Source organism: Anaerobacillus sp. 1_MG-2023, from assembly GCF_030547345.1.
Lineage (GTDB): Bacteria > Bacillota > Bacilli > Bacillales > Guptibacillaceae > Guptibacillus > Guptibacillus hwajinpoensis_B.
Map to the genome: position 1 here is coordinate 95176 of NZ_JAUORD010000008.1, position 17802 is coordinate 112977.

General features: G+C 38.9%; 17 protein-coding genes and 1 riboswitch. Of the genes, 11 read left to right on the plus strand and 6 right to left on the minus strand.

All coding sequences use genetic code 11. The annotated features are described in order from the left end of the window. Positions 1–7 precede the first annotated feature (7 nt). A complete protein-coding gene (locus tag Q4550_RS14415) occupies positions 8–187 on the minus strand; it encodes a CsbD family protein (RefSeq protein ID WP_303533784.1) in 180 nt (59 codons plus the stop codon). 101 nt (positions 188–288) lie between these two features. Continuing rightward, entirely contained in the window at positions 289–1707 is a 1419-nt protein-coding gene (locus tag Q4550_RS14420) for an alanine/glycine:cation symporter family protein (protein WP_303533786.1), read from the minus strand. 459 nt (positions 1708–2166) lie between these two features. Here Q4550_RS14420 and Q4550_RS14425 point away from each other — a divergent pair, with 459 nt between their 5' ends. The 8 genes from Q4550_RS14425 (at position 2167) to Q4550_RS14460 (ending at position 9351) form a co-directional block, all read left to right on the plus strand. Continuing rightward, positions 2167–2796 carry an alpha/beta hydrolase gene (locus Q4550_RS14425; RefSeq protein ID WP_483298564.1) on the plus strand — a complete coding sequence of 210 codons (630 nt, stop codon included), beginning with the start codon at positions 2167–2169 and terminating at the stop codon, positions 2794–2796. 199 nt (positions 2797–2995) lie between these two features. Continuing rightward, on the plus strand, positions 2996–4381 hold the full coding sequence (locus Q4550_RS14430) for a tetratricopeptide repeat protein (protein WP_303533789.1): 1386 nt from the start codon (positions 2996–2998) through the stop codon (positions 4379–4381). A gap of 207 nt (positions 4382–4588) precedes the next feature. Next, positions 4589–5350, plus strand: coding sequence for a threonine/serine exporter family protein (locus Q4550_RS14435; RefSeq protein ID WP_303533791.1), 762 nt, complete (start codon positions 4589–4591; stop codon positions 5348–5350). Between the two features lie 15 nt (positions 5351–5365). Further along, positions 5366–5812, plus strand: coding sequence for a threonine/serine exporter family protein (locus Q4550_RS14440; RefSeq protein ID WP_194222355.1), 447 nt, complete (start codon positions 5366–5368; stop codon positions 5810–5812). Positions 5813–5914: 102 nt separating this feature from the next. Beyond that, a complete protein-coding gene (locus Q4550_RS14445) occupies positions 5915–6334 on the plus strand; it encodes a DoxX family protein (protein WP_303533794.1) in 420 nt (139 codons plus the stop codon). 21 nt (positions 6335–6355) lie between these two features. Next, a complete protein-coding gene (locus Q4550_RS14450; protein ID WP_303533796.1) occupies positions 6356–7021 on the plus strand; it encodes a DsbA family protein in 666 nt (221 codons plus the stop codon). A gap of 172 nt (positions 7022–7193) precedes the next feature. Then, positions 7194–7377: riboswitch (cobalamin riboswitch) on the plus strand. A 115-nt stretch (positions 7378–7492) separates the two neighbouring features. Beyond that, complete coding sequence (locus Q4550_RS14455) at positions 7493–7987, plus strand: acyl-CoA thioesterase (RefSeq protein WP_303533797.1); 495 nt, start codon at positions 7493–7495, stop codon at positions 7985–7987. Positions 7988–8271: 284 nt separating this feature from the next. Beyond that, complete coding sequence (locus tag Q4550_RS14460; protein WP_303533799.1) at positions 8272–9351, plus strand: AI-2E family transporter; 1080 nt, start codon at positions 8272–8274, stop codon at positions 9349–9351. Positions 9352–9427: 76 nt separating this feature from the next. Here the strand turns inward: Q4550_RS14460 and Q4550_RS14465 are convergent, their stop codons facing one another. Next, on the minus strand, positions 9428–10423 hold the full coding sequence (locus Q4550_RS14465; RefSeq protein WP_303533800.1) for an LLM class flavin-dependent oxidoreductase: 996 nt from the start codon (positions 10421–10423) through the stop codon (positions 9428–9430). Positions 10424–10662: 239 nt separating this feature from the next. Between Q4550_RS14465 and Q4550_RS14470 the strand changes: the two genes are divergently transcribed. Together Q4550_RS14470 and Q4550_RS14475 are read left to right on the plus strand one after the other, a co-directional pair. Continuing rightward, on the plus strand, positions 10663–11991 hold the full coding sequence (locus tag Q4550_RS14470; RefSeq protein ID WP_303533803.1) for a CoA-disulfide reductase: 1329 nt from the start codon (positions 10663–10665) through the stop codon (positions 11989–11991). Positions 11992–12032: 41 nt separating this feature from the next. Further along, on the plus strand, positions 12033–12785 hold the full coding sequence (locus Q4550_RS14475; RefSeq protein WP_303533806.1) for a histidine phosphatase family protein: 753 nt from the start codon (positions 12033–12035) through the stop codon (positions 12783–12785). Positions 12786–12814: 29 nt separating this feature from the next. On the opposite strand, the gene Q4550_RS14480 is transcribed toward Q4550_RS14475, so the two are convergent. From Q4550_RS14480 to Q4550_RS14490, 3 genes are all read right to left on the minus strand, one after another. Continuing rightward, the gene (locus Q4550_RS14480) at positions 12815–14083 is read right to left on the minus strand and encodes an alanine/glycine:cation symporter family protein (protein ID WP_303533809.1); all 1269 of its coding nucleotides are present in this window, start codon (positions 14081–14083) and stop codon (positions 12815–12817) included. 143 nt (positions 14084–14226) lie between these two features. Next, a complete protein-coding gene (locus tag Q4550_RS14485; RefSeq protein ID WP_303533811.1) occupies positions 14227–15417 on the minus strand; it encodes an MFS transporter in 1191 nt (396 codons plus the stop codon). Then, entirely contained in the window at positions 15410–15841 is a 432-nt protein-coding gene (locus Q4550_RS14490; RefSeq protein WP_226616475.1) for a MarR family winged helix-turn-helix transcriptional regulator, read from the minus strand. Before Q4550_RS14490 ends, Q4550_RS14485 begins: the two co-directional genes overlap by 8 nt. A 271-nt stretch (positions 15842–16112) precedes the next feature. On the opposite strand from Q4550_RS14490, the gene Q4550_RS14495 reads away from it, so the two are divergent. Continuing rightward, on the plus strand, positions 16113–17705 hold the full coding sequence (locus Q4550_RS14495) for a diguanylate cyclase (RefSeq protein WP_303533815.1): 1593 nt from the start codon (positions 16113–16115) through the stop codon (positions 17703–17705). Positions 17706–17802 lie beyond the last annotated feature (97 nt).

Consider the following 17802-nt stretch of genomic DNA (forward strand, 5'->3'; position numbering starts at 1 on the left):
GTTTTGTTTAGTTTTTATCCTTGAGATTACCAGTTCGTTCCTGATATTCACCTTTCGATTTATCACGTTTGCCTTCTTCTTGAAGGTGTTGATCATTCTTTGCATTACCAATTTGATCTTTTACTTCACCTTTAGTTTTAGAAACAGCGCCTTTCACTTTATCACTTAGTCCTTTGCGATCACTCATTGCAAAAACGCTCCTTTCTCTTACTTTTATCTAGTGATGAAAATACCCCCTGAAGGCTGATGCCAAACGGCATTTTGCTTCAAGGGGCAGAAAATAGTACATTAGTTTGATTTGTCTTTTACAGGCTTATCTGTCCAAATATCTGATTTCAAGCCTTTTATCGTATCGGCGTAGAATTGAGGATCTTGACCTGCTTTTCGCTGATCGCGATAGTCTTTCAATGCTACAAACGCCACTTTACCAATAATGGAGATGACGATTAAGTTCAAGAGTGCCATAAGACCCATGGAAAGGTCGGCCATGCCCCAAACGATACCGAATCCGGCTTTAGCACCGAACATAACCATGGCAAGAACGGCAAGTCTGTAAACAAAAAGAGCAGTTTTGCTTGATTTAATAAATTCGATATTTGTTTCACCGTAGTAATAGTTACCAATAATTGAACTAAAAGCAAAGAGGAGAACGGCAACTGCTACGAATATACCTGCGCCACTTCCTAAGTGCTGATTCATTGCTTCCTGAGTAAGCTGTACACCATCTAGCTTTGAATCAACATAGCCATCTGACATTAGAATCATAAATGCTGTTGCTGTAGCGATCAGTAGAGTATCCACGAACACACCAAGCGCCTGAATAAGTCCCTGTTTTACTGGGTGTGATACGTCTGCAGTTGCAGCAGCATTGGGAGCACTACCCATACCAGCTTCGTTAGAGAAAAGACCACGTTTGATTCCTAGAAGCATTGCGGCACCAACACCGCCTCCTGTCACTTCTTTTAAACCAAAAGCATGTTGGAAAATAAGAGCGATCATGGTTGGAATTTCAGTGAAATTAACGATTAAAACAAAACCAGCAACAATGATATAAATCCCTGCCATAATTGGTACAATGATTTGAGAAACAACAGCAATTCGACGAACGCCACCGAAAATAATGATCGCCGTTGCAACAGTTAAAATTGCACCTAATACCCAGCGATTCACATCAAATGAATTTTCGAAAGCAAGTGCAATCGTATTGGATTGTACAGAGTTAAATACAAGACCAAAGCTGAATGTAATTAAGACGGCGAAGATAATGCCTAGCCACCTAGCATTTAGTGCACGTTGCATATAGTAAGCAGGTCCACCACGGAAATCGTCTCCATCGCGCACTTTGTAAATTTGAGCTAGTGTGCTTTCAACAAATCCACTTGCTGCACCGAGTAGGGCAATAACCCACATCCAAAATACAGCACCGGGACCACCGATACTAACTGCTGAGGCAACGCCGGCAAGGTTCCCGGTTCCAACACGTGAAGCCGTACTAATGAAGAAAGCTTGTAAACTTGAAACAGAGTTCTTTCTTCCTTTCATTGTGTCCTTTTCAGAAAGAACATGGAACATCTCACCGAATAAGCGAAATTGAACAAATCGAGAACGAATTGTAAAATAAAGTCCGACACCAATTAGAATGACGATTAGAATATTTGACCAAATAAGCTCATTACCAGCATCAACAATAGTTTTTAAAATATCCATATGTAGGCCCCTTCTATATATAATTTAGGAAAGAAGAATGTAAGATATGATCACACTTCCCTTAATTCAACTGAATCTAACTTACTTTATTAGTGTTTTAATAAAAATGGAAAATTAATCGTATTTTCAGAAAATAAATAATGTTAGACACAGCAACACAATTGTTTATTATACAGGTAGTATTGGTTGAAAAGGATACTTGATGTAAGATAACCTCACATTGTAAAATAAACCATCTTATTTATTCTCCTCTATTTTTGATATTCGATATAATATAGAAAAACCCTTGAGGAAAATGAAAAGTGAATTCTAACTTAATCAGAGATATGGAGCGATGAGCATGAGAGAGATCGATATTTTGATTAAGAATGGATATGATTTAAGCGCACCCCTTACTCTTCCTCCCGATTCATAAGATAAGTATCCCGTAATCGTGATGAGAATGCCAAAAGGCTAAAAATAAATGCGTTTAAGGAATTCGCTACTTTTTTGACAGGAGAAGGGTACGCCACTCTTCGGTATGACAAGAGGGGAATTGGTGAAAGTAAAGGAGATTATTATCAAACAGGGTACTATGATCTAATTGATGATGCTGTAGACGTTGTGAATTTCGCTAAATCACATGAAAGTATTGATGAAGAGCGAATTTATCTTCTAGCGCATAGTGAGGGCTGTCTTGTGTCACCTGTCGTCCACACTAGGACCACTGTGCAAGGAATGATTCTATTATCTCCCTCAGCTGAGCCGCTTGCAGAAACGACAACTTGGCAAAGAAGTCAAATGAAAGAAGATATGCAAACGCTAAGTGGCTTCCAGGGGGGATTGCTTCGATTCATTAAAGCAGATAAAAAGCTAGATAAAATGACCCGAAAAATTAAAAGAACTGATGCGCCAACCATACGATACAATGGTCAAAAAATAAATGCCAAATGGAATCGTGAACATGAGAAGTTTGACGTGCGCGATTATTTAAAGGAAGTAGAGTGTCCAGTTATTGCAATTACTGGCTCAAAAAATGTTCAGGTAAAGAAGGAGCAGGTAAAGCATCCTATAGATTCAGAGCTAATGAAACTTGTATCGGAATGGTAAAAGGAGCGATAGGCATATGGAGAAAATGTCTCAACAAATGAATTTTAGCTTCATCTTTAAGTTGCCTAAAGGAGGTTCAACGATTCGTTTATATGAGCAGCTTCTGCAGGCTCAAGAATGATCACTTTCTTCCTGATGAATGGAGTGGTAAAATAAAGATGGAAGTATTAAAAATCAGCTCTGCCCGGGAGGGATTTTAATGATCGAGCAACCACAACGTGTTACTGTTATCTCGAATCAACGACAAGTCCAATTACGTGTTGAGCGACTCGTAATTCATCAAAGAATGAAGATTGTAGAAGCTAAGAAGACAGATGGAAGTAACTTCTACCTTTTCTTTTATAAAGATGATTTCATTACTGGAAAAACGGCAGAAGTTAAAAATGGCTCTCTTATTGAGAAAGCTTTCCAGAAAGGGATCGTACTCCAAGCACCTCACCCGCTTATTGATCACTTTCTAGCTGATCGAACACTTCATCTTAAATCTACAAAGCAAGTCTTTCAATCTGTACAGAAACGGTACACCCCTCAAGAAACATCCTTTATCTTTTCTTATTTTGACTCTTTTCTCTCAACCGAAACCATTATTAAATTAATGCGAAAGCATTTTTATGACTACCGCAGAAATGGCCAGTTACGGATGGCGTTTCAAATTTTAGCTGTAATGCTTTATTTCGATCCAACAAATAAATGGGCGATTGAACTATCGCGGAAATTAGAATATCAAAAAGTTAGAAGCTTCTATGAAGGAGATCATGATGGTCTTAAAGAAGTGGATCCGCTTTTTGCAGAAATTCAGGCCTATGATGACCTTGAAGCACATCAAGCCTACCTTGAATCAATTCTTCGTAAGGAAAAACGTGTTATTGAACGATCCGCTTTACGCCTTTACCTCTATCTCCAATCACCTGAAGAGGATGATCTGGACCCACTATCTCTCATCGATGTTACGCTCTCTGAATCTGAGCGAGCCCGTCTGCTATCATTGATGTATGCAGAAGCACCTCACCATAAAACTCTAAGAAACAATGCTTTTCAAGCTCTAATGTATTTAAATAAAACAAGTGAAGCCATTCAATTAATGACAGAACGAAAAGGTGAAATCACCCAAAGTGAATATGACCTTCTTCTAAGTGCGTTTCAAGATGAGACTACAAATTTCAAAACCTTTGATTATCCTTCCCTTCAAAGCTGTTTGGAACGTAAAGAAAATCGTCCTTATCTAGATGGTTTACTTCAAGCACTCATCCCTAGGATGCTGCATGAATTTGGTTTAGGATACGTCTATAGCTGGGTGAAGCCTTTATTCGAGAAAAACCAAGATCTCTCTATCCTATCAACGCTACAAACAATGGCGGATATTCAAGATGATCCAGATAAGCAGTTTCAGCTAGGTAAGCTCTACCATAAACTTAAACAATATGAGGAAGCAATTACTTGTTTCGATTGGGAGATGGAGCTGCATCCAACGGACCCAACCCCTGTTCAGTGGTTGACGAAGGTTTATCGTGAGATGGGTAAAGTGGAGGAATCGAATACCTATATGTCGATTTATTCTAAAATGCAAAGAGTGTCTCAACAATAGCGCTGGCTTATGCCAGCGCTATTTTTTTAGGCTATATAAATGAGCCAAAAATCGGGAATCAACAGTATAAGCTAACATAGCCTTTTTGTTAAAGTGACATTCATAATGATCTTCTTCTTTTTATATTACATTTGATAAACATAAGTAGGTTCATATAAACTAAGAAACAACGAACAATGAATACTTCACGGTTGTCAGGAGCGACGTATGGAAAATCAAACGAGTTATGCCTATGACATTATTCAAGTATGCCTTTTGGCCGGAAAGGTAATGCTGCAAAATGGCGGTGAAACGTACCGTGTAGAAGATACGATGACTAGAATTGCGGACGCTTATGGGGCAACGCATTCGAATAGTTACGTAACCCCTACTGGGATTATTTTTTCTTTAGAAGGTCCTGAGCCTTCCAAAACACAGTTGATGCGCATTTCAGAACGCACGACGGATTTAGATAAAGTAACGAAGGTAAATAGTATATCGAGGAGAATTAGCAGTGGTGGTTTTTCGATTAAGGAAGCTTATGAAGAGCTTGACCGATTGGATAAAATGACTGAGCGGTATACATTTCCTAAGCAGTTAGTTGCTGCTGCGATTGCGAGCGGTTGTTTTCTAATTATGTTTCAAGGGGAGTGGGGAGATTTTCTTCCAGCGGTTCTTGCAGGGGGAGGTGGCTTTTATAGTGTTTCACTATTTAACCGCCTTGTACCGATAAAATTCTTCGCAGAATTCCTCGCTTCATTTGTCATAGGATTACTCGCTGTCTTTTTTGTGTCTACTGGAATCGGTGGGCAACTTGATAGAATTATTATTGGTTCAGTGATGCCACTTGTTCCGGGTCTATTAATCACGAACGCTGTGAGGGATTTAATGGCGGGGCATTTAATATCAGGCCTATCTAAAGGCGCAGAAGCCTTTCTTACCGCATTTGCGATTGGAGCAGGCATTGCCCTTGTTGTATCATTTTTATAGAAAGGGAGGACAATTATGACAATTATTGCTCAGGTTTTGACGAGCTTTGTGGCAAGTGCAGCGTTTGGATTGTTATTTAACGCTCCTAAATCCTCCCTTATTAAGGGCGGGTTTGTAGGCATGTGTGGCTGGATGATTTATTACGGGATGGAGGCATCAGGTATTGATGCTGTCATTGCCACTGTAACAGCCTCCTTTGTCATCGCTGTTATTAGTCAGGTGTTTGCAAAGGTGTATCGGACCCCAGTGATTATATTTAGTGTAGCGGGGATTATTCCGCTTGTTCCTGGTGGTCTGGCTTACGATGCGATGAGGAATTTCGTTCAAAATGATTACAATAGTGCCATTAACCTTGCAGCCAGAGCATTTATGATATCGGGATCCATTGCAGTAGGGTTAGTATTTTCCGAAGTGATCAATCAAATCATTCGGCATTCTACACTCGCAAGGGGTCAGAAATAGGTCTTCATCCTTTTGCAATGTAGGCATTCATTATGATAACGTTTAGTTGGATAACTGTGTCGAACGGTGTCAAATAATGTTAATATCTGGGGAGGATCAATAATGAAAACCTATCCCCATCTCGGGTTGTTAACAATTCGATTGGTCGTAGGTATGCTTTTTTTTGCTCATGGTTTTTTAAAGTTTTCTGAAGGGATCACGAATACAGTAGCTTTTTTTGAGACGATCGGTATTTCTGGTTTTCTTGCTTATGTTGTGGCTGTAGTAGAGTTAACTGGAGGAGTTTTAATGATTCTCGGCTTAGGAACGCGAATTGTCAGCGTACTGTTTTCCATGATTTTATTAGGAGCTCTTCTCTTTGTAAAGCGATCAACTGGAATGCTGGGCGGTTATGAACTAGACATTGCTTTTCTAGCTATGTCAGTGTCTTTATTTCTAGGAGGCGGCGGACCATATAGTCTTTCAACATATCTTAAGAGAAAAGGTTGGTCGTTTAAGATCGATCAGGAGAAAGAAACATAGGATTAAAGAGGAAGTGACTGAATGGCTAAACCAAAAAAGAAGTTAAAACCGGGTGCCAAATGGTTATTATTATTTGCGGGACTCGTTATTCTATTTTTGTTTATTAACTTTCTGTTTCATCCATTTGCAAATACAAAAGGATTTAAATTAGAGTCTCAACCGCACTTGGGTGAGGAAACAGCGCCAGTTGAAATTGTGCAATTTGGTGATTACAAATGCTCTTCATGTCAATCCTTTAATGAATCTTTGTTTCCAAAAATCCAAGAGGAGTTCATTGCGACTGAGAAAGCGAAATACTACTTTGTTAATTATCCATTCCTCCATAAAGATTCCACGAGGGCTGCTGAATTTGCTGAGGTTGTTTATAAAGAATTAGGTAATGATGTATTCTGGCAATTTCATCATGTTCTGTATGACAAACATAAAAAAGGATCTGAAACGAAAGATGTTTTAACTGAATCGTTCTTAACGAAAACCCTTAGTGGTCTAGTTAGTGAAGAAGAAACGGACAGAGTTGTTAAAGCCTATAAGAGTGGAGCAGGTGAGAAACGAGTAGAAGCTGACCTTGCTTATGCAAATAAAAAGAATGTTTCAGAAACGCCTACCTTATTTGTAGATGGTAAGCGTTTTGAAGGAACTAGTTTATCTGAATTAAAACAAATGGTTGAGGATTCAACCGACGAATAAATAAAGGCGCTGTGAAGGCGTCTTTTTTTGTTGCATTCTAATTAATTGGTTCCTCTGCCGGCGGAAAAATCATTAAATAAACGTTTGTTTAAGGTATAAATAGTTAAACAAACGTTTGATTAACGAATAGTATTGACTTTTAGATCCCCGGCATGAAGAATAGAGAAGTACAATTGAATAAAATGGAAAAGGTGTACTGATTCCAGTACTTAATAGGGAAATTGGTGAAAAACCAATGCGGTCCCGCCACTGTAAGAAGTAAGGACGGTGCGTTACCCCACTTATCAATGATAGGGAAGGGGCATTCGTTCAACAAAGCTTCAAGCCAGGAGACCTGCCTTTTCTAAAGCACTGATTGACCTACGGACGATAGGGGGGTGTAACGGAGAAGACTGGGAAAAAGTCTATTTGTTATGCATGCTCTTATGAAAAGAGTATGCATTTTTTATTGTTTAGAAAAGGAGAGATGATATGAAAAAGAATGTAAGCGAATCAAGAGTGTATAAGAGCAGCCGTATTTTTCCGCCTGACCTTAACAGTCATGGGACATTATTTGGGGGTAAGCTCCTTGCCGATATGGATATGCTAGCATCAATCGCAGCGACGAGGCATTCTCGTCTAGAGTGCGTGACGGTGTCGATGGATACGGTTGAGTTTTTACATCCTATAACGGAAGAAGATTCGATTCATTATGAAGCATTTGTCATATGGACAGGTAAAAGCTCAATGGAAGTTTTTGTGAAAGTAAACGCCGAACATCTTTTAACGGGTGACAATCGAATAGCAGCGACGTGCTTTATTTCGTTTGTTGCCTTGCTAGAAGGAAGACCAATGAAAGTACCTGGAATTCAGCCGGAAACTGAAGGGGAGAGGCAACTTAACGAGCTAGCCCAAAAACGTGCTCAAACAAGATTGGATCGTAAAAAAACAAGCAAGAATCTAGGGGAAATCCTAGCGTTGTTATAATCCGAAAAGAGGGCCGGAATATTCCGGCTCTCTTTTGTTAGCTGTGAGACATTTTATCGTTTTACTTTGGCTCCTCTCTAAAAGATGGTTGTTTTATATTTAAAACCCCATTTAGCTGATTGGAGAGGGAATCACCCCTCACTTTTATAGAAACAATATTTACGAGAGAGGCTACTTTTTAGATCCCTTAGAATAGTAAACTTTTTGTGGAAATCAAGTTAGTAAAAGAGTGTTGAGTGGTATAGGGATGAGAGTGAAATGAATAAAAACAAAGGAGACGGCCAATGTGGATTAGACATGATTTCTTCAAGTATATAACCGGTATTATTCTATTATTAATTTGTTTTTTCTTTTTGACAGAATTAGATTTATTGAAACCGGTGAAAACAATTATAGGTACATTGTTTTATCCAGTATTAATTGCTGGTTTTTTGTATTATGCGATCAAGCCTATTGTTAAGTTATTAAAAAAGATTCCATTTGTATCAGATATTGTCGCGATTTTAATTGTGTTTATAGGGATTGCGGGTATCCTCTATACTGGATTCACTTTTCTAGCAAATCCAATTCAGAGTCAAGTGTCAGAGTTTTCGAAGGAGTTGCCTGAGAAGCTGAAAGAATCAGCAAAAGAAGCTGAGAAAATGATGGAGAAAAATGATATGGGGATGCTTTCTGTAGAAAACCTTCAACAAAAAGCAACGAGTTATTTAGGGAATTTAACGCAAAGCCTCGGTGATCATATTATGCAGGTTGTGAGTGCGTTAACGAGTGCTACGACAGTCCTTGTAATCGTACCTTTTGTCTTATTCTATTTTCTTAAAGATGATCATAAATTAAGCCCATTTCTCCTGAGATTTATTCCAAATAAACATCAGGGTGAAGGAGAAAAGATCCTTCATAAAGTTGATGAAACTTTATCGGCCTATATTATCGGCCAAATTATTGTAGCAATCGTGGACGGTGTCCTAATGTATGTTGGTTATTTAATCATTGGACTACCTTATGCATTAATATTAGGCCTATTTGTGATGGTCACAGCAGTTGTCCCGTTCTTTGGGCCGATTATTGGTGTTATACCTGCTCTGGTTGTCGCTTTAACACAAGAGCCGATGTTAGCATTGTATGTGATTATTATTACGATAGTTGTTCAACAGTTAGAAGGAAACTTGGTAGCGCCTGTTGTCCTAGGTAAAAGGTTAAACATACACCCTTTAACCATCATTTTACTACTAATTGTAGCGGCGGCTTTATATGGGTTCATTGGGATGCTGATTGCTATTCCACTTTACTCCGTCATTAAGGTCATCGTTAAGAATTTCTATGAATTTTATCGAATACGGCATCGATCCGAATTAACTGAATAACGGTAAAAGCCCCTATTTCATTGAGAAGTAGGGGCTTTTATTTGAGTAACACCTAAAAACATGTTGAGTAATCGCCTTATAAATAAATATGTGCAAGACGCTCATATGATTTTCTTCGCTCATCATAATCATGTATGTTTGTGAGGACCATGAATTCTTCAGTTTGATAGTGTTCGGCTAATGCGTCGATTTTCTTCTTCACTGTTTCTCTAGATCCTATTATCATTCGTTTTCGATTATTTTTTACTCGTTCTTCTTCCGTTACGGTATAACGGTGCTGTTTAGCTTCGTCAATGGATGGCACTCGACTATCAAGACCTTTTTCTACTCGCAGAAGCCAGAGATCCTGACTTAAAGCAAGTTCTTCCGCCTCTTCGTCAGTTTCTCCACATACGACAAATAAGGCAATAATAGCTGAGGGAGAAGGACTATAATAAGTAGGTTGGAACTGTTGATAGTAAGTTTGGAGAGCGTTCTTCCCTCGATCAGGTTTAATAAAATGCCCAAAGACATAGCCAATGCCCAATTCTGCTGCTTTTTTAGCACTATTCTCACCCATCCCTAATAGCCAAAGAGAAGGGGGTGAGTCGGTTTGAGGAGCTGCTTTTATGCCGGCAAACTCGTGTCCTCTCGGCATAGAGTCAGTCAAGTAGTGGGAGAGCTCTTCTAATTGACGTGGGAATTCATTCAAGCTTTTATTAATGCCATCTGTTAAAGCTAATCGTGTTTTTGCTGTACCACCGGGTGAACGGCCGACTCCAAGGTCTACACGTCCTGGATGAAGAGCTTCTAGTTGTCGGAAATTCTCTGCCACTTTGAATGGACTATATTGTGGAAGTAGGACACCACCAGAGCCTACCTTGATATTAGAGGTTGAGGCTGCGATGTGAGACATCATAATCTCTGGAGAAGTGCTGGCAAGTCCTTTTGTACTATGGTGTTCTGCAAACCAGTATCGGTAGTAACCAAGAGCTTCTGCAGTACGTGCGAGTTCACGCGTATGCTCAAGTGTTTTATAGGCATTACTCCCTGAAGGTATAGGGGCTTGATCAAGAATGCTTAATGTAACCATGGTTAGACTCCTTCCGCTTTAATAAATAGTATTAACCTTCTACCATTATCGTAACGCGATAGGAAGGCATGTGATAGTAAGATGACTTTCTATTTAAGATTTATTGTGAAATATTGAACAAACTTATTGCGTTTAATACAAAACAGACATATAATTAGAATATAGAAATTGTGAAGTATTTCACATGATTGCATCCTTTTATGTGAAATACTTCACAATTATACAAGGAGGAATGATTGATGAAAGTAGCAGTTGTTGGATGTACACATGCCGGAACGGCGGCAGTTACGAATATAGCAACACGTTATCCTGAAGCAGATATTACGGTTTATGAGCGGAATGATAATGTCTCTTTCTTATCTTGCGGAATTGCTCTTTATGTTGGAGGAGTTGTAAAAGATCCAAAAGGTTTATTCTATTCATCTCCTGAGAAGTTAGAAGAGATGGGTGTCACAATGAAAATGAAGCATGAAGTATTAGATATTGATTCTATAAACAATCGCATTCGCGTTAAGAATTTGAATACAAAAGAAGTGTTTGAGGATGATTACGATAAGCTTGTGATGGCAACAGGATCATGGCCGATTATTCCGCCAATTGAAGGAATTCAACTTAATAATATCCTTTTATCAAAAAACTATACTCAAGCTAATACAATTATCGAACGAGCAAAGGAAGCTAAGCGCGTAACCGTTATTGGAGCAGGCTATATTGGAGTTGAGTTAGTAGAGGCTTTTCAGAAATATGGAAAAGAAGTAACTTTAATTGATGGAGAAGACCGTATCTTAAGTAAGTATCTTGATCCAGAGTTTACAGATATAATTGAAGAGGACTTCAAGACTCGTGGCATTCGTCTTGCGCTTAACGAAACAGTGACTCGATTTGAAGGTGAGGAACACGTCTCTAAAGTAGTGACAACCAGTGGAGAGTATGAAGCAGATCTCGTTATTCTTTCTGTAGGCTTTCGTCCGAACACAGATCTTCTTAAAGGGCAGGTAGAGATGATGCCAAACGGGGCCATTATTGTAGATGAATATATGAGAACGAGTAAGCAAAATATTTTTGCTGCTGGTGATAGCTGTGCTATACAATACAATCCAACTGGTGAAAATGCTTATATTCCTTTAGCCACAAATGCTGTGCGTATGGGTACCCTCGTTGGACAGAACATTATGAAACCAACGATCAGATATATGGGCACTCAGGGGACATCTGGTTTACACCTTTTTGATCACAGTATGGCTTCTACTGGTTTAACTGAGAAGGCAGCTATTAGTACGGGGAAGAATGTGAAAACAATCACAATAAAAGAAAACAATCGTCCAGAGTTTATGCCAGATTATGAAGTGATCACACTGAAGGTGGTTTATGAAGAGGATACTCGGAGAATTCTTGGTGCTCAAGTCATCTCTAAAGCAGACGTAACGCAATCAATCAATACACTATCTGTTTGTATTCAAAACAAAATGACTATAGATGAATTAGGATACATCGATTTCTTTTTCCAACCACATTTTAATAAACCGTGGAACTTTCTAAATCAGGCTGGTCTACAGGCCGCTTTATAGATAATTATCCGCTGGCATATAGCTAGCGGATTTCGTGTGTAATGAGAAGTAGAAACATTTTCTTCTACTTGCATCCTCTCGATACGATAGCCATAATGAAGGTTAGAATTTGTGTAGGAGAGAGTGAACAAGTAGTGACCAATAAAAGTATAAATAAAGCAACGAAACAAAGTCATACGCGTATTTATCTTGTACGACATGGTGAAAGTGAATGGAATGCAGCAGGAAATCTTTATTGTGGACGAACAGATATTGGACTTTCTACGGGGGGAGCCACTCAAGCGAAGAGTGCAGGCGACTTTCTAAGTTCGGTTTCGTTTGATCGAGCTTATGCTTCTCCATTAATACGTGCACGTCATACAGCTGAACTCATTTTAGGAGAACGAGATTTGCCGATTCAAATAGATGAACGGGTCTATGAAGGTGATTTTGGAGAGTGGGAAGGTAGATCGAAAGCAGAGTTTATTAAAGAAGATCCTGACTCATGGGATAATTGGATGGCTAACCCATGGGAAACAAGAGCGGGGCGAACGGGTGAAACGGCTCGTGAAATGTATGAAAGAGCGTCATCTTTTTTTAAGGAAATAAGTGAAAAGCATTCCGGTGAAACGGTGCTCGTTGTTGCGCACAACAACACGATTCGTTTCTTTTTAGCAGGAGTACTTGGGATGCCTTTTGCCAACTATCGTCGCATCTTTCAAGATAATACAGGAATAAATATCCTTGATGTGGCTGGCGATGAAATCGTGATCCGCAGTCTGAATATCAACTCTCATCTAAGTGCAGATAGATAGAAAAAAGCGATGCAGCTGCATCGCTTTTTTTATTGAGAAAGCTCTTTATATGATTTTTTTACGACGCTACTTAAAGCGATCAAGGCAATGACGTTGGGCAACACCATGAATGCATTAAATGTATCGGCAAGCTGCCATACGAACGGCACATTTAAAACAGTTCCTAGGACGATGAAAACAAGAACAGCACCACGATAGTAAGGGACGCTTTTTTGTCCAAATAAATAATTTACATTTGTTTCACCAAAGTAAGCCCAGCCTAAAATTGTTGTGAAACTAAAGAACAAAAGACTAAATGCAATAAAGTAAACGCCAAAGCCACCGAGTCCACTCGTGAAACTAGCCTGGGTTAATTCAATTCCAGTAAGGTTAGAACTTGCCCCGTCCGTTACAAGAATTACGAGTGCTGTAACGGTACAAATAATCACGGTATCGATGAGAACACCTACCATGGCTACAAATCCTTGTTGAGCAGGGTGTTTCACTTCCGCTACAGCATGAGCGTGCGGCGTTGATCCCATACCGGCTTCATTGGAAAATAAACCTCTTGCAACTCCATAACGAATGGCTTCTTTGATGGAAGCGCCAAGTACCCCGCCTCCAGCTGATTCTGGAGTGAATGCCGATTCAACGATAAGTGATAGTGCTGGAAGTACTTGATCAAAATGTAAGACAAGAATGATAAGAGCTCCGATAATGTAGAGTAACGCCATAACCGGAACGACATTGCCTGCAAATCGAGCAATTCGATTGATACCACCGAATAGTATTAAACTAATTAAAATCGCTACACCTATGCCGATCGCCAGCGGTGGAATTTGAAATGCGGTTTGAAAAGCCTCGGCTATTGAATTAGATTGCACCATATTCCCAACAAAACCAAGCGCACAAATGATCGCAATCGCAAAGAAGGCGGCTAATTTTTTACTACCTAGACCGTCGCGAATATAGTAAGCGGGTCCGCCTTTTACGACCCCGTTTTCTTTTACGCGAAATTTCTGAGCTAGAACAGCTTCAGCAAAGATCGTTGCCATACCAAGAAAGGAAGAGATCCACATCCAAAAAATAGCACCTGGTCCACCTGCTGCAATAGCAGTGGCTACCCCGGCTAAATTCCCTGTCCCTACTTGAGCCGCAATGGCTGTTGAGAGGGCCTGGTAAGACGAAATTCCTTTTTGTTTCTTTTTTGAAAACAGAGGTCCAAATGTTTGTCGAAATCCTTCTTTTAAGCCAGTAAACTGGATAAATCCAAGACGTATCGTGAAAAACAACCCAGTTCCAAGGAGGAGGGAAATCATTATGGGTCCCCAAAGAACCGCGTTAATTGCTTCTATTACTTGCACTGTTGTCAACTCGCTCTCATGAAAAAATAAGATTCTCCCATAATAGCTTACTTTTTCACTATACTTCAACCCATTAAATCGCTATGGTATACATTTCCTTAGTAATTAGTTTGTGATTGAAGTTGTTTTCTCGAGCTTTTTTGTTTCTGAATCCATTGATAGAAGAACAGAATACCAATCACAAAGAGCCCTAGAATCATGTAGAGATTAGCATAACCGAGAGAAGTCACAATGATGCCGAGTACGAATGACCCCGTTGCGATTCCAGTATCGAAAAAGGTGAAAAAAGTTGCCGTTGCATGCGCGCTTCTTGATTCGGGAGCTGCTTGGATAGCAAGTGTTTGGAAGCTTGGTACAATCGAACCGTATCCTAACCCGATAAATGCCCCTGCAAGAAGTAACATCCATGCTTGTGTTGTAAAGCTAAGAGTTACGAGACCAAGAGCAAACAAAATAAATGCAGGAAGAATAACAGTATTAGGTCCTCTCAAATCAAACATCCTGCCAGTGAATGGTCGTGAGACAAGCATAGCTACAGCGAATACTGCGAAGAAGAATCCCGCAGCTTCAAGAAGACCGATTGATTTCGCGTATAGAGAGATAAATGAAATGACGCTTGCATAAGAGAAAGCAACAAAGAGTCCAACGATTGCAATGGGGAATGATTTTATTTCAAAAAGATCATCAAATGACAATTTTTTCTTAGGTATAGGTTCGGTATTTTCTATGGCTTTTACGCCTAGTGTGCAAAGAACCCCTATCACCATTATGGTACTTAATACAAGGAAAATTGTTATATATGAAGCATATTGAAGAAGCGTTAGGGCCAGGAAGGGACCTGTAACAACTGCAAGGTTCATAGACATTGCGAAATAACCTAAACCTTCTCCACGTCGTTCTCTTGGAATTGTGTCTGCAGCAATTGCTCCGGCTGCCGTGGTAACAATACTAAACCATACACCGTGAAAGAATCGTAGTAAGAGTAAAGCATAGTAGTTATCTACTAATGGATAGATAAAAGAAGCCGCAGCAAACAGAGAAGCACTCGTTACAAGCATTTTCTTTTTGCCAAAGCGATCAATTAATTTTCCAGAGAAAGGGCGAACAATAATAGCAGATAGTAAGAAAATCGTAATAATAAGACCTGCTTGAGATTCGCTTCCGCCAAGTTCCTCTGTAACGTATATAGGGAGTAAGGTTAGAAGTGCATAGAAAACAATGAAGATAAATAGATTACTAGTTGAGATATTTAAAAAGCTTTTTGTCCAAATGGGCTGTTTATTAGACATGTGTTTTCTCTCCTTTCTGTTGCCCTATTTTGTTTAAGAGATGATAAAAGTGAATCTGTTCTTCAGTTGATAGATGTTGAAGGAGGGATTCTTCCATCTCTTTAATAGAATCTTTTATGGTAGGCAAAAGCTCTTCTGCCTCATGAGTAAGACTAACAATGCGTTCACGCTTATCGGAACCTTCCATTCGATTAATCCAGTTATTTTGTTCCATTCGAACAAGAGTACGAGTGGTAGTTGGCGCTTCAACATTTAAGTATTTCCAGATATCCGTCTGTTTCATAGGACCGAATTGATCAAGACAATAGAGAATCGTCCATTGTGAACTATACAAGTTATACTCTTTCAATAGCTCGTTTACTTCTTTTGTGATGTGTCGCACTTGTTGATGTAACGAATGGAAAATATCGCTTGTTGAAATCATGTTTACTCCCCTTTTTATTTACCTAGGTAAATAATTGCATAAACACTAGTTTACCTATATGCGCTTAGGTTGTAAAGGAATTTGTTCTGGACAGGCAGGTGTATCTGAACTTTGACTAAAACAGAGAAAGGTGGATTCCGAAATTCCTATTCATACAAAAAGATGGAAAATATGGACGATGTTTCTTGTGGAAGAACGTAAACTAAATTATGATGAAAGTATTTAGTAATTCGACAAAAATCACTCTTGATCTCAAGGGGGAGGCTATACATTGGAAAAGTATAAGAAAAAATTCCTTTTGAATATGGAAGAAAAATATGAGGAAATAAAAACTAGAAATGAAAGTGTTACAGAGAAGGAATTGTATCAGTTGCTACATACGTTTAAAGGAACTGCAGGAACGGTAGGGTATACAAAAGCTGCCGAAAAAGCAGAAACACTTCTCAATCAATTTGAATTCGAAAGTGGGCGCTATTATAGCAGCGTGGAGACAATCAGGTTTCTAGATAATGTCATGGTTGATATTCGTGAAGAAGCACCGGATGTTAGTCTTGAAGAGGGCGACACACCTAAAATGATTATGATCATTAATTCAAATCCCCTCTATTTAATTGAGATGAAAGAGGAGCTAGAAAGAACGGGGTACATCGTCTTTGCTGCTATGGATTTATCAAAGGCTCGTGCAGCTTTATATGACATGTATCCTGACTGCATTATCATAGAATTTCAATTAATTGAAAGAGATGAGAGCGGTATTGGAAGAGAAGTGAGAGAAAAAGCAGAGCTCCAATTCATCCCTCTTATTCTAACGAACACAGAAAGGTCAGAATCTAATCGGATGAAAGCCTATGAATTTGGAGCAGATGATTTTCTCGATTTAGATGTAAAAAAAGATGAGTACTTATTACGAGTGAATCGTAAAATCGAGAAAAGAAAATTAATCGTTCACTCTGTACTAACTGATGAACTAACAGGTGCCTATAATCGTAAATTTCTCGACAGCCAGCTTAATTATATGCGGTATGATCTCGTTCGGAATGGTGAGAACGCCTCCTTAATTATTTTTGATATTGATCACTTTAAAGCAGTGAATGATAAGTATGGTCATCTTATGGGAGACCAAGTATTAAAAAAACTTGCTCAATTTATCATTTCAGAAAAGCGAAATACAGACACATTTATACGCTATGGGGGTGAAGAGTTTGTCTTGATCCTCCCCGATACAAACTCAAATCAAGCAGCGAAATTTCTTGAAAGGCTTCTCGCAGGTTTCAGAAAGAAAGAGTTTCGAACAAATGATAATTCTTTTTCGGTCACGTTTTCAGGTGGGGTAGTCGATATAGATGCTTCTTCCTCAAATCAACAGTTACTAAATTGTGCGGATGAAGCTCTCTATCGAGCCAAAGCCAATGGAAGAAACCAGGTAGTTATTTATCAAAGCGATAAAATGATGTCGAAGAGACTAAAATCTATTCGTATTGCTATTGTTGATGACGATGAAATTATGAGAAATCTTCTAACTTCTAAGCTTAGCAATATTCCCATTGATGGAAACTATGAAATAGAAGTGAGAAGTTATGAAGAAGGCTATTCTTTCTTTGAAGATACATGGCATAAAACGGGGGCACCGTGTCTCGTTCTTCTAGATGGGATCATGCCTGGTATGGATGGGAATGAAGTACTTAGTAAACTACGAGAAGAGCATGACCATAGTGATTATGCTGTTATGATGTTAACAGGGAGAAAAGCAGAAAAAGACATTATTCAATCTCTAGAGCTTGGTGCAGATGACTATATTACAAAACCATTTAGGATTGAAGAACTTGAAGCAAGGATAAATAAACTAATTCAAAAGATATTATAATCTTCTCTATACTAAATGATATTAGAATTCAGTCGATATATGGAGTAAGAAGAAATGACTTAGGAAGCTTTCTAACTCCAATAAATAGAAATGAGGA

What these genes read in the sequence shown, in the direction of transcription:
- Q4550_RS14470 (WP_303533803.1), top strand. Translation starts at nt 10,663, where the DNA reads ATGAAAGTAGCAGTTGTTGGATGTACACATGCCGGAACGGCGGCAGTT.
- Q4550_RS14485 (WP_303533811.1), bottom strand. Translation starts at nt 15,417, where the DNA reads ATGTCTAATAAACAGCCCATTTGGACAAAAAGCTTTTTAAATATCTCA.
- Q4550_RS14440 (WP_194222355.1), top strand. Translation starts at nt 5,366, where the DNA reads ATGACAATTATTGCTCAGGTTTTGACGAGCTTTGTGGCAAGTGCAGCG.
- Q4550_RS14430 (WP_303533789.1), top strand. Translation starts at nt 2,996, where the DNA reads ATGATCGAGCAACCACAACGTGTTACTGTTATCTCGAATCAACGACAA.
- Q4550_RS14435 (WP_303533791.1), top strand. Translation starts at nt 4,589, where the DNA reads ATGGAAAATCAAACGAGTTATGCCTATGACATTATTCAAGTATGCCTT.
- Q4550_RS14460 (WP_303533799.1), top strand. Translation starts at nt 8,272, where the DNA reads ATGTGGATTAGACATGATTTCTTCAAGTATATAACCGGTATTATTCTA.
- Q4550_RS14490 (WP_226616475.1), bottom strand. Translation starts at nt 15,841, where the DNA reads ATGATTTCAACAAGCGATATTTTCCATTCGTTACATCAACAAGTGCGA.
- Q4550_RS14475 (WP_303533806.1), top strand. Translation starts at nt 12,033, where the DNA reads ATGAGAAGTAGAAACATTTTCTTCTACTTGCATCCTCTCGATACGATA.
- Q4550_RS14445 (WP_303533794.1), top strand. Translation starts at nt 5,915, where the DNA reads ATGAAAACCTATCCCCATCTCGGGTTGTTAACAATTCGATTGGTCGTA.
- Q4550_RS14465 (WP_303533800.1), bottom strand. Translation starts at nt 10,423, where the DNA reads ATGGTTACATTAAGCATTCTTGATCAAGCCCCTATACCTTCAGGGAGT.
- Q4550_RS14415 (WP_303533784.1), bottom strand. Translation starts at nt 187, where the DNA reads ATGAGTGATCGCAAAGGACTAAGTGATAAAGTGAAAGGCGCTGTTTCT.
- Q4550_RS14480 (WP_303533809.1), bottom strand. Translation starts at nt 14,083, where the DNA reads ATGATTTCCCTCCTCCTTGGAACTGGGTTGTTTTTCACGATACGTCTT.
- Q4550_RS14455 (WP_303533797.1), top strand. Translation starts at nt 7,493, where the DNA reads ATGAAAAAGAATGTAAGCGAATCAAGAGTGTATAAGAGCAGCCGTATT.
- Q4550_RS14450 (WP_303533796.1), top strand. Translation starts at nt 6,356, where the DNA reads ATGGCTAAACCAAAAAAGAAGTTAAAACCGGGTGCCAAATGGTTATTA.
- Q4550_RS14420 (WP_303533786.1), bottom strand. Translation starts at nt 1,707, where the DNA reads ATGGATATTTTAAAAACTATTGTTGATGCTGGTAATGAGCTTATTTGG.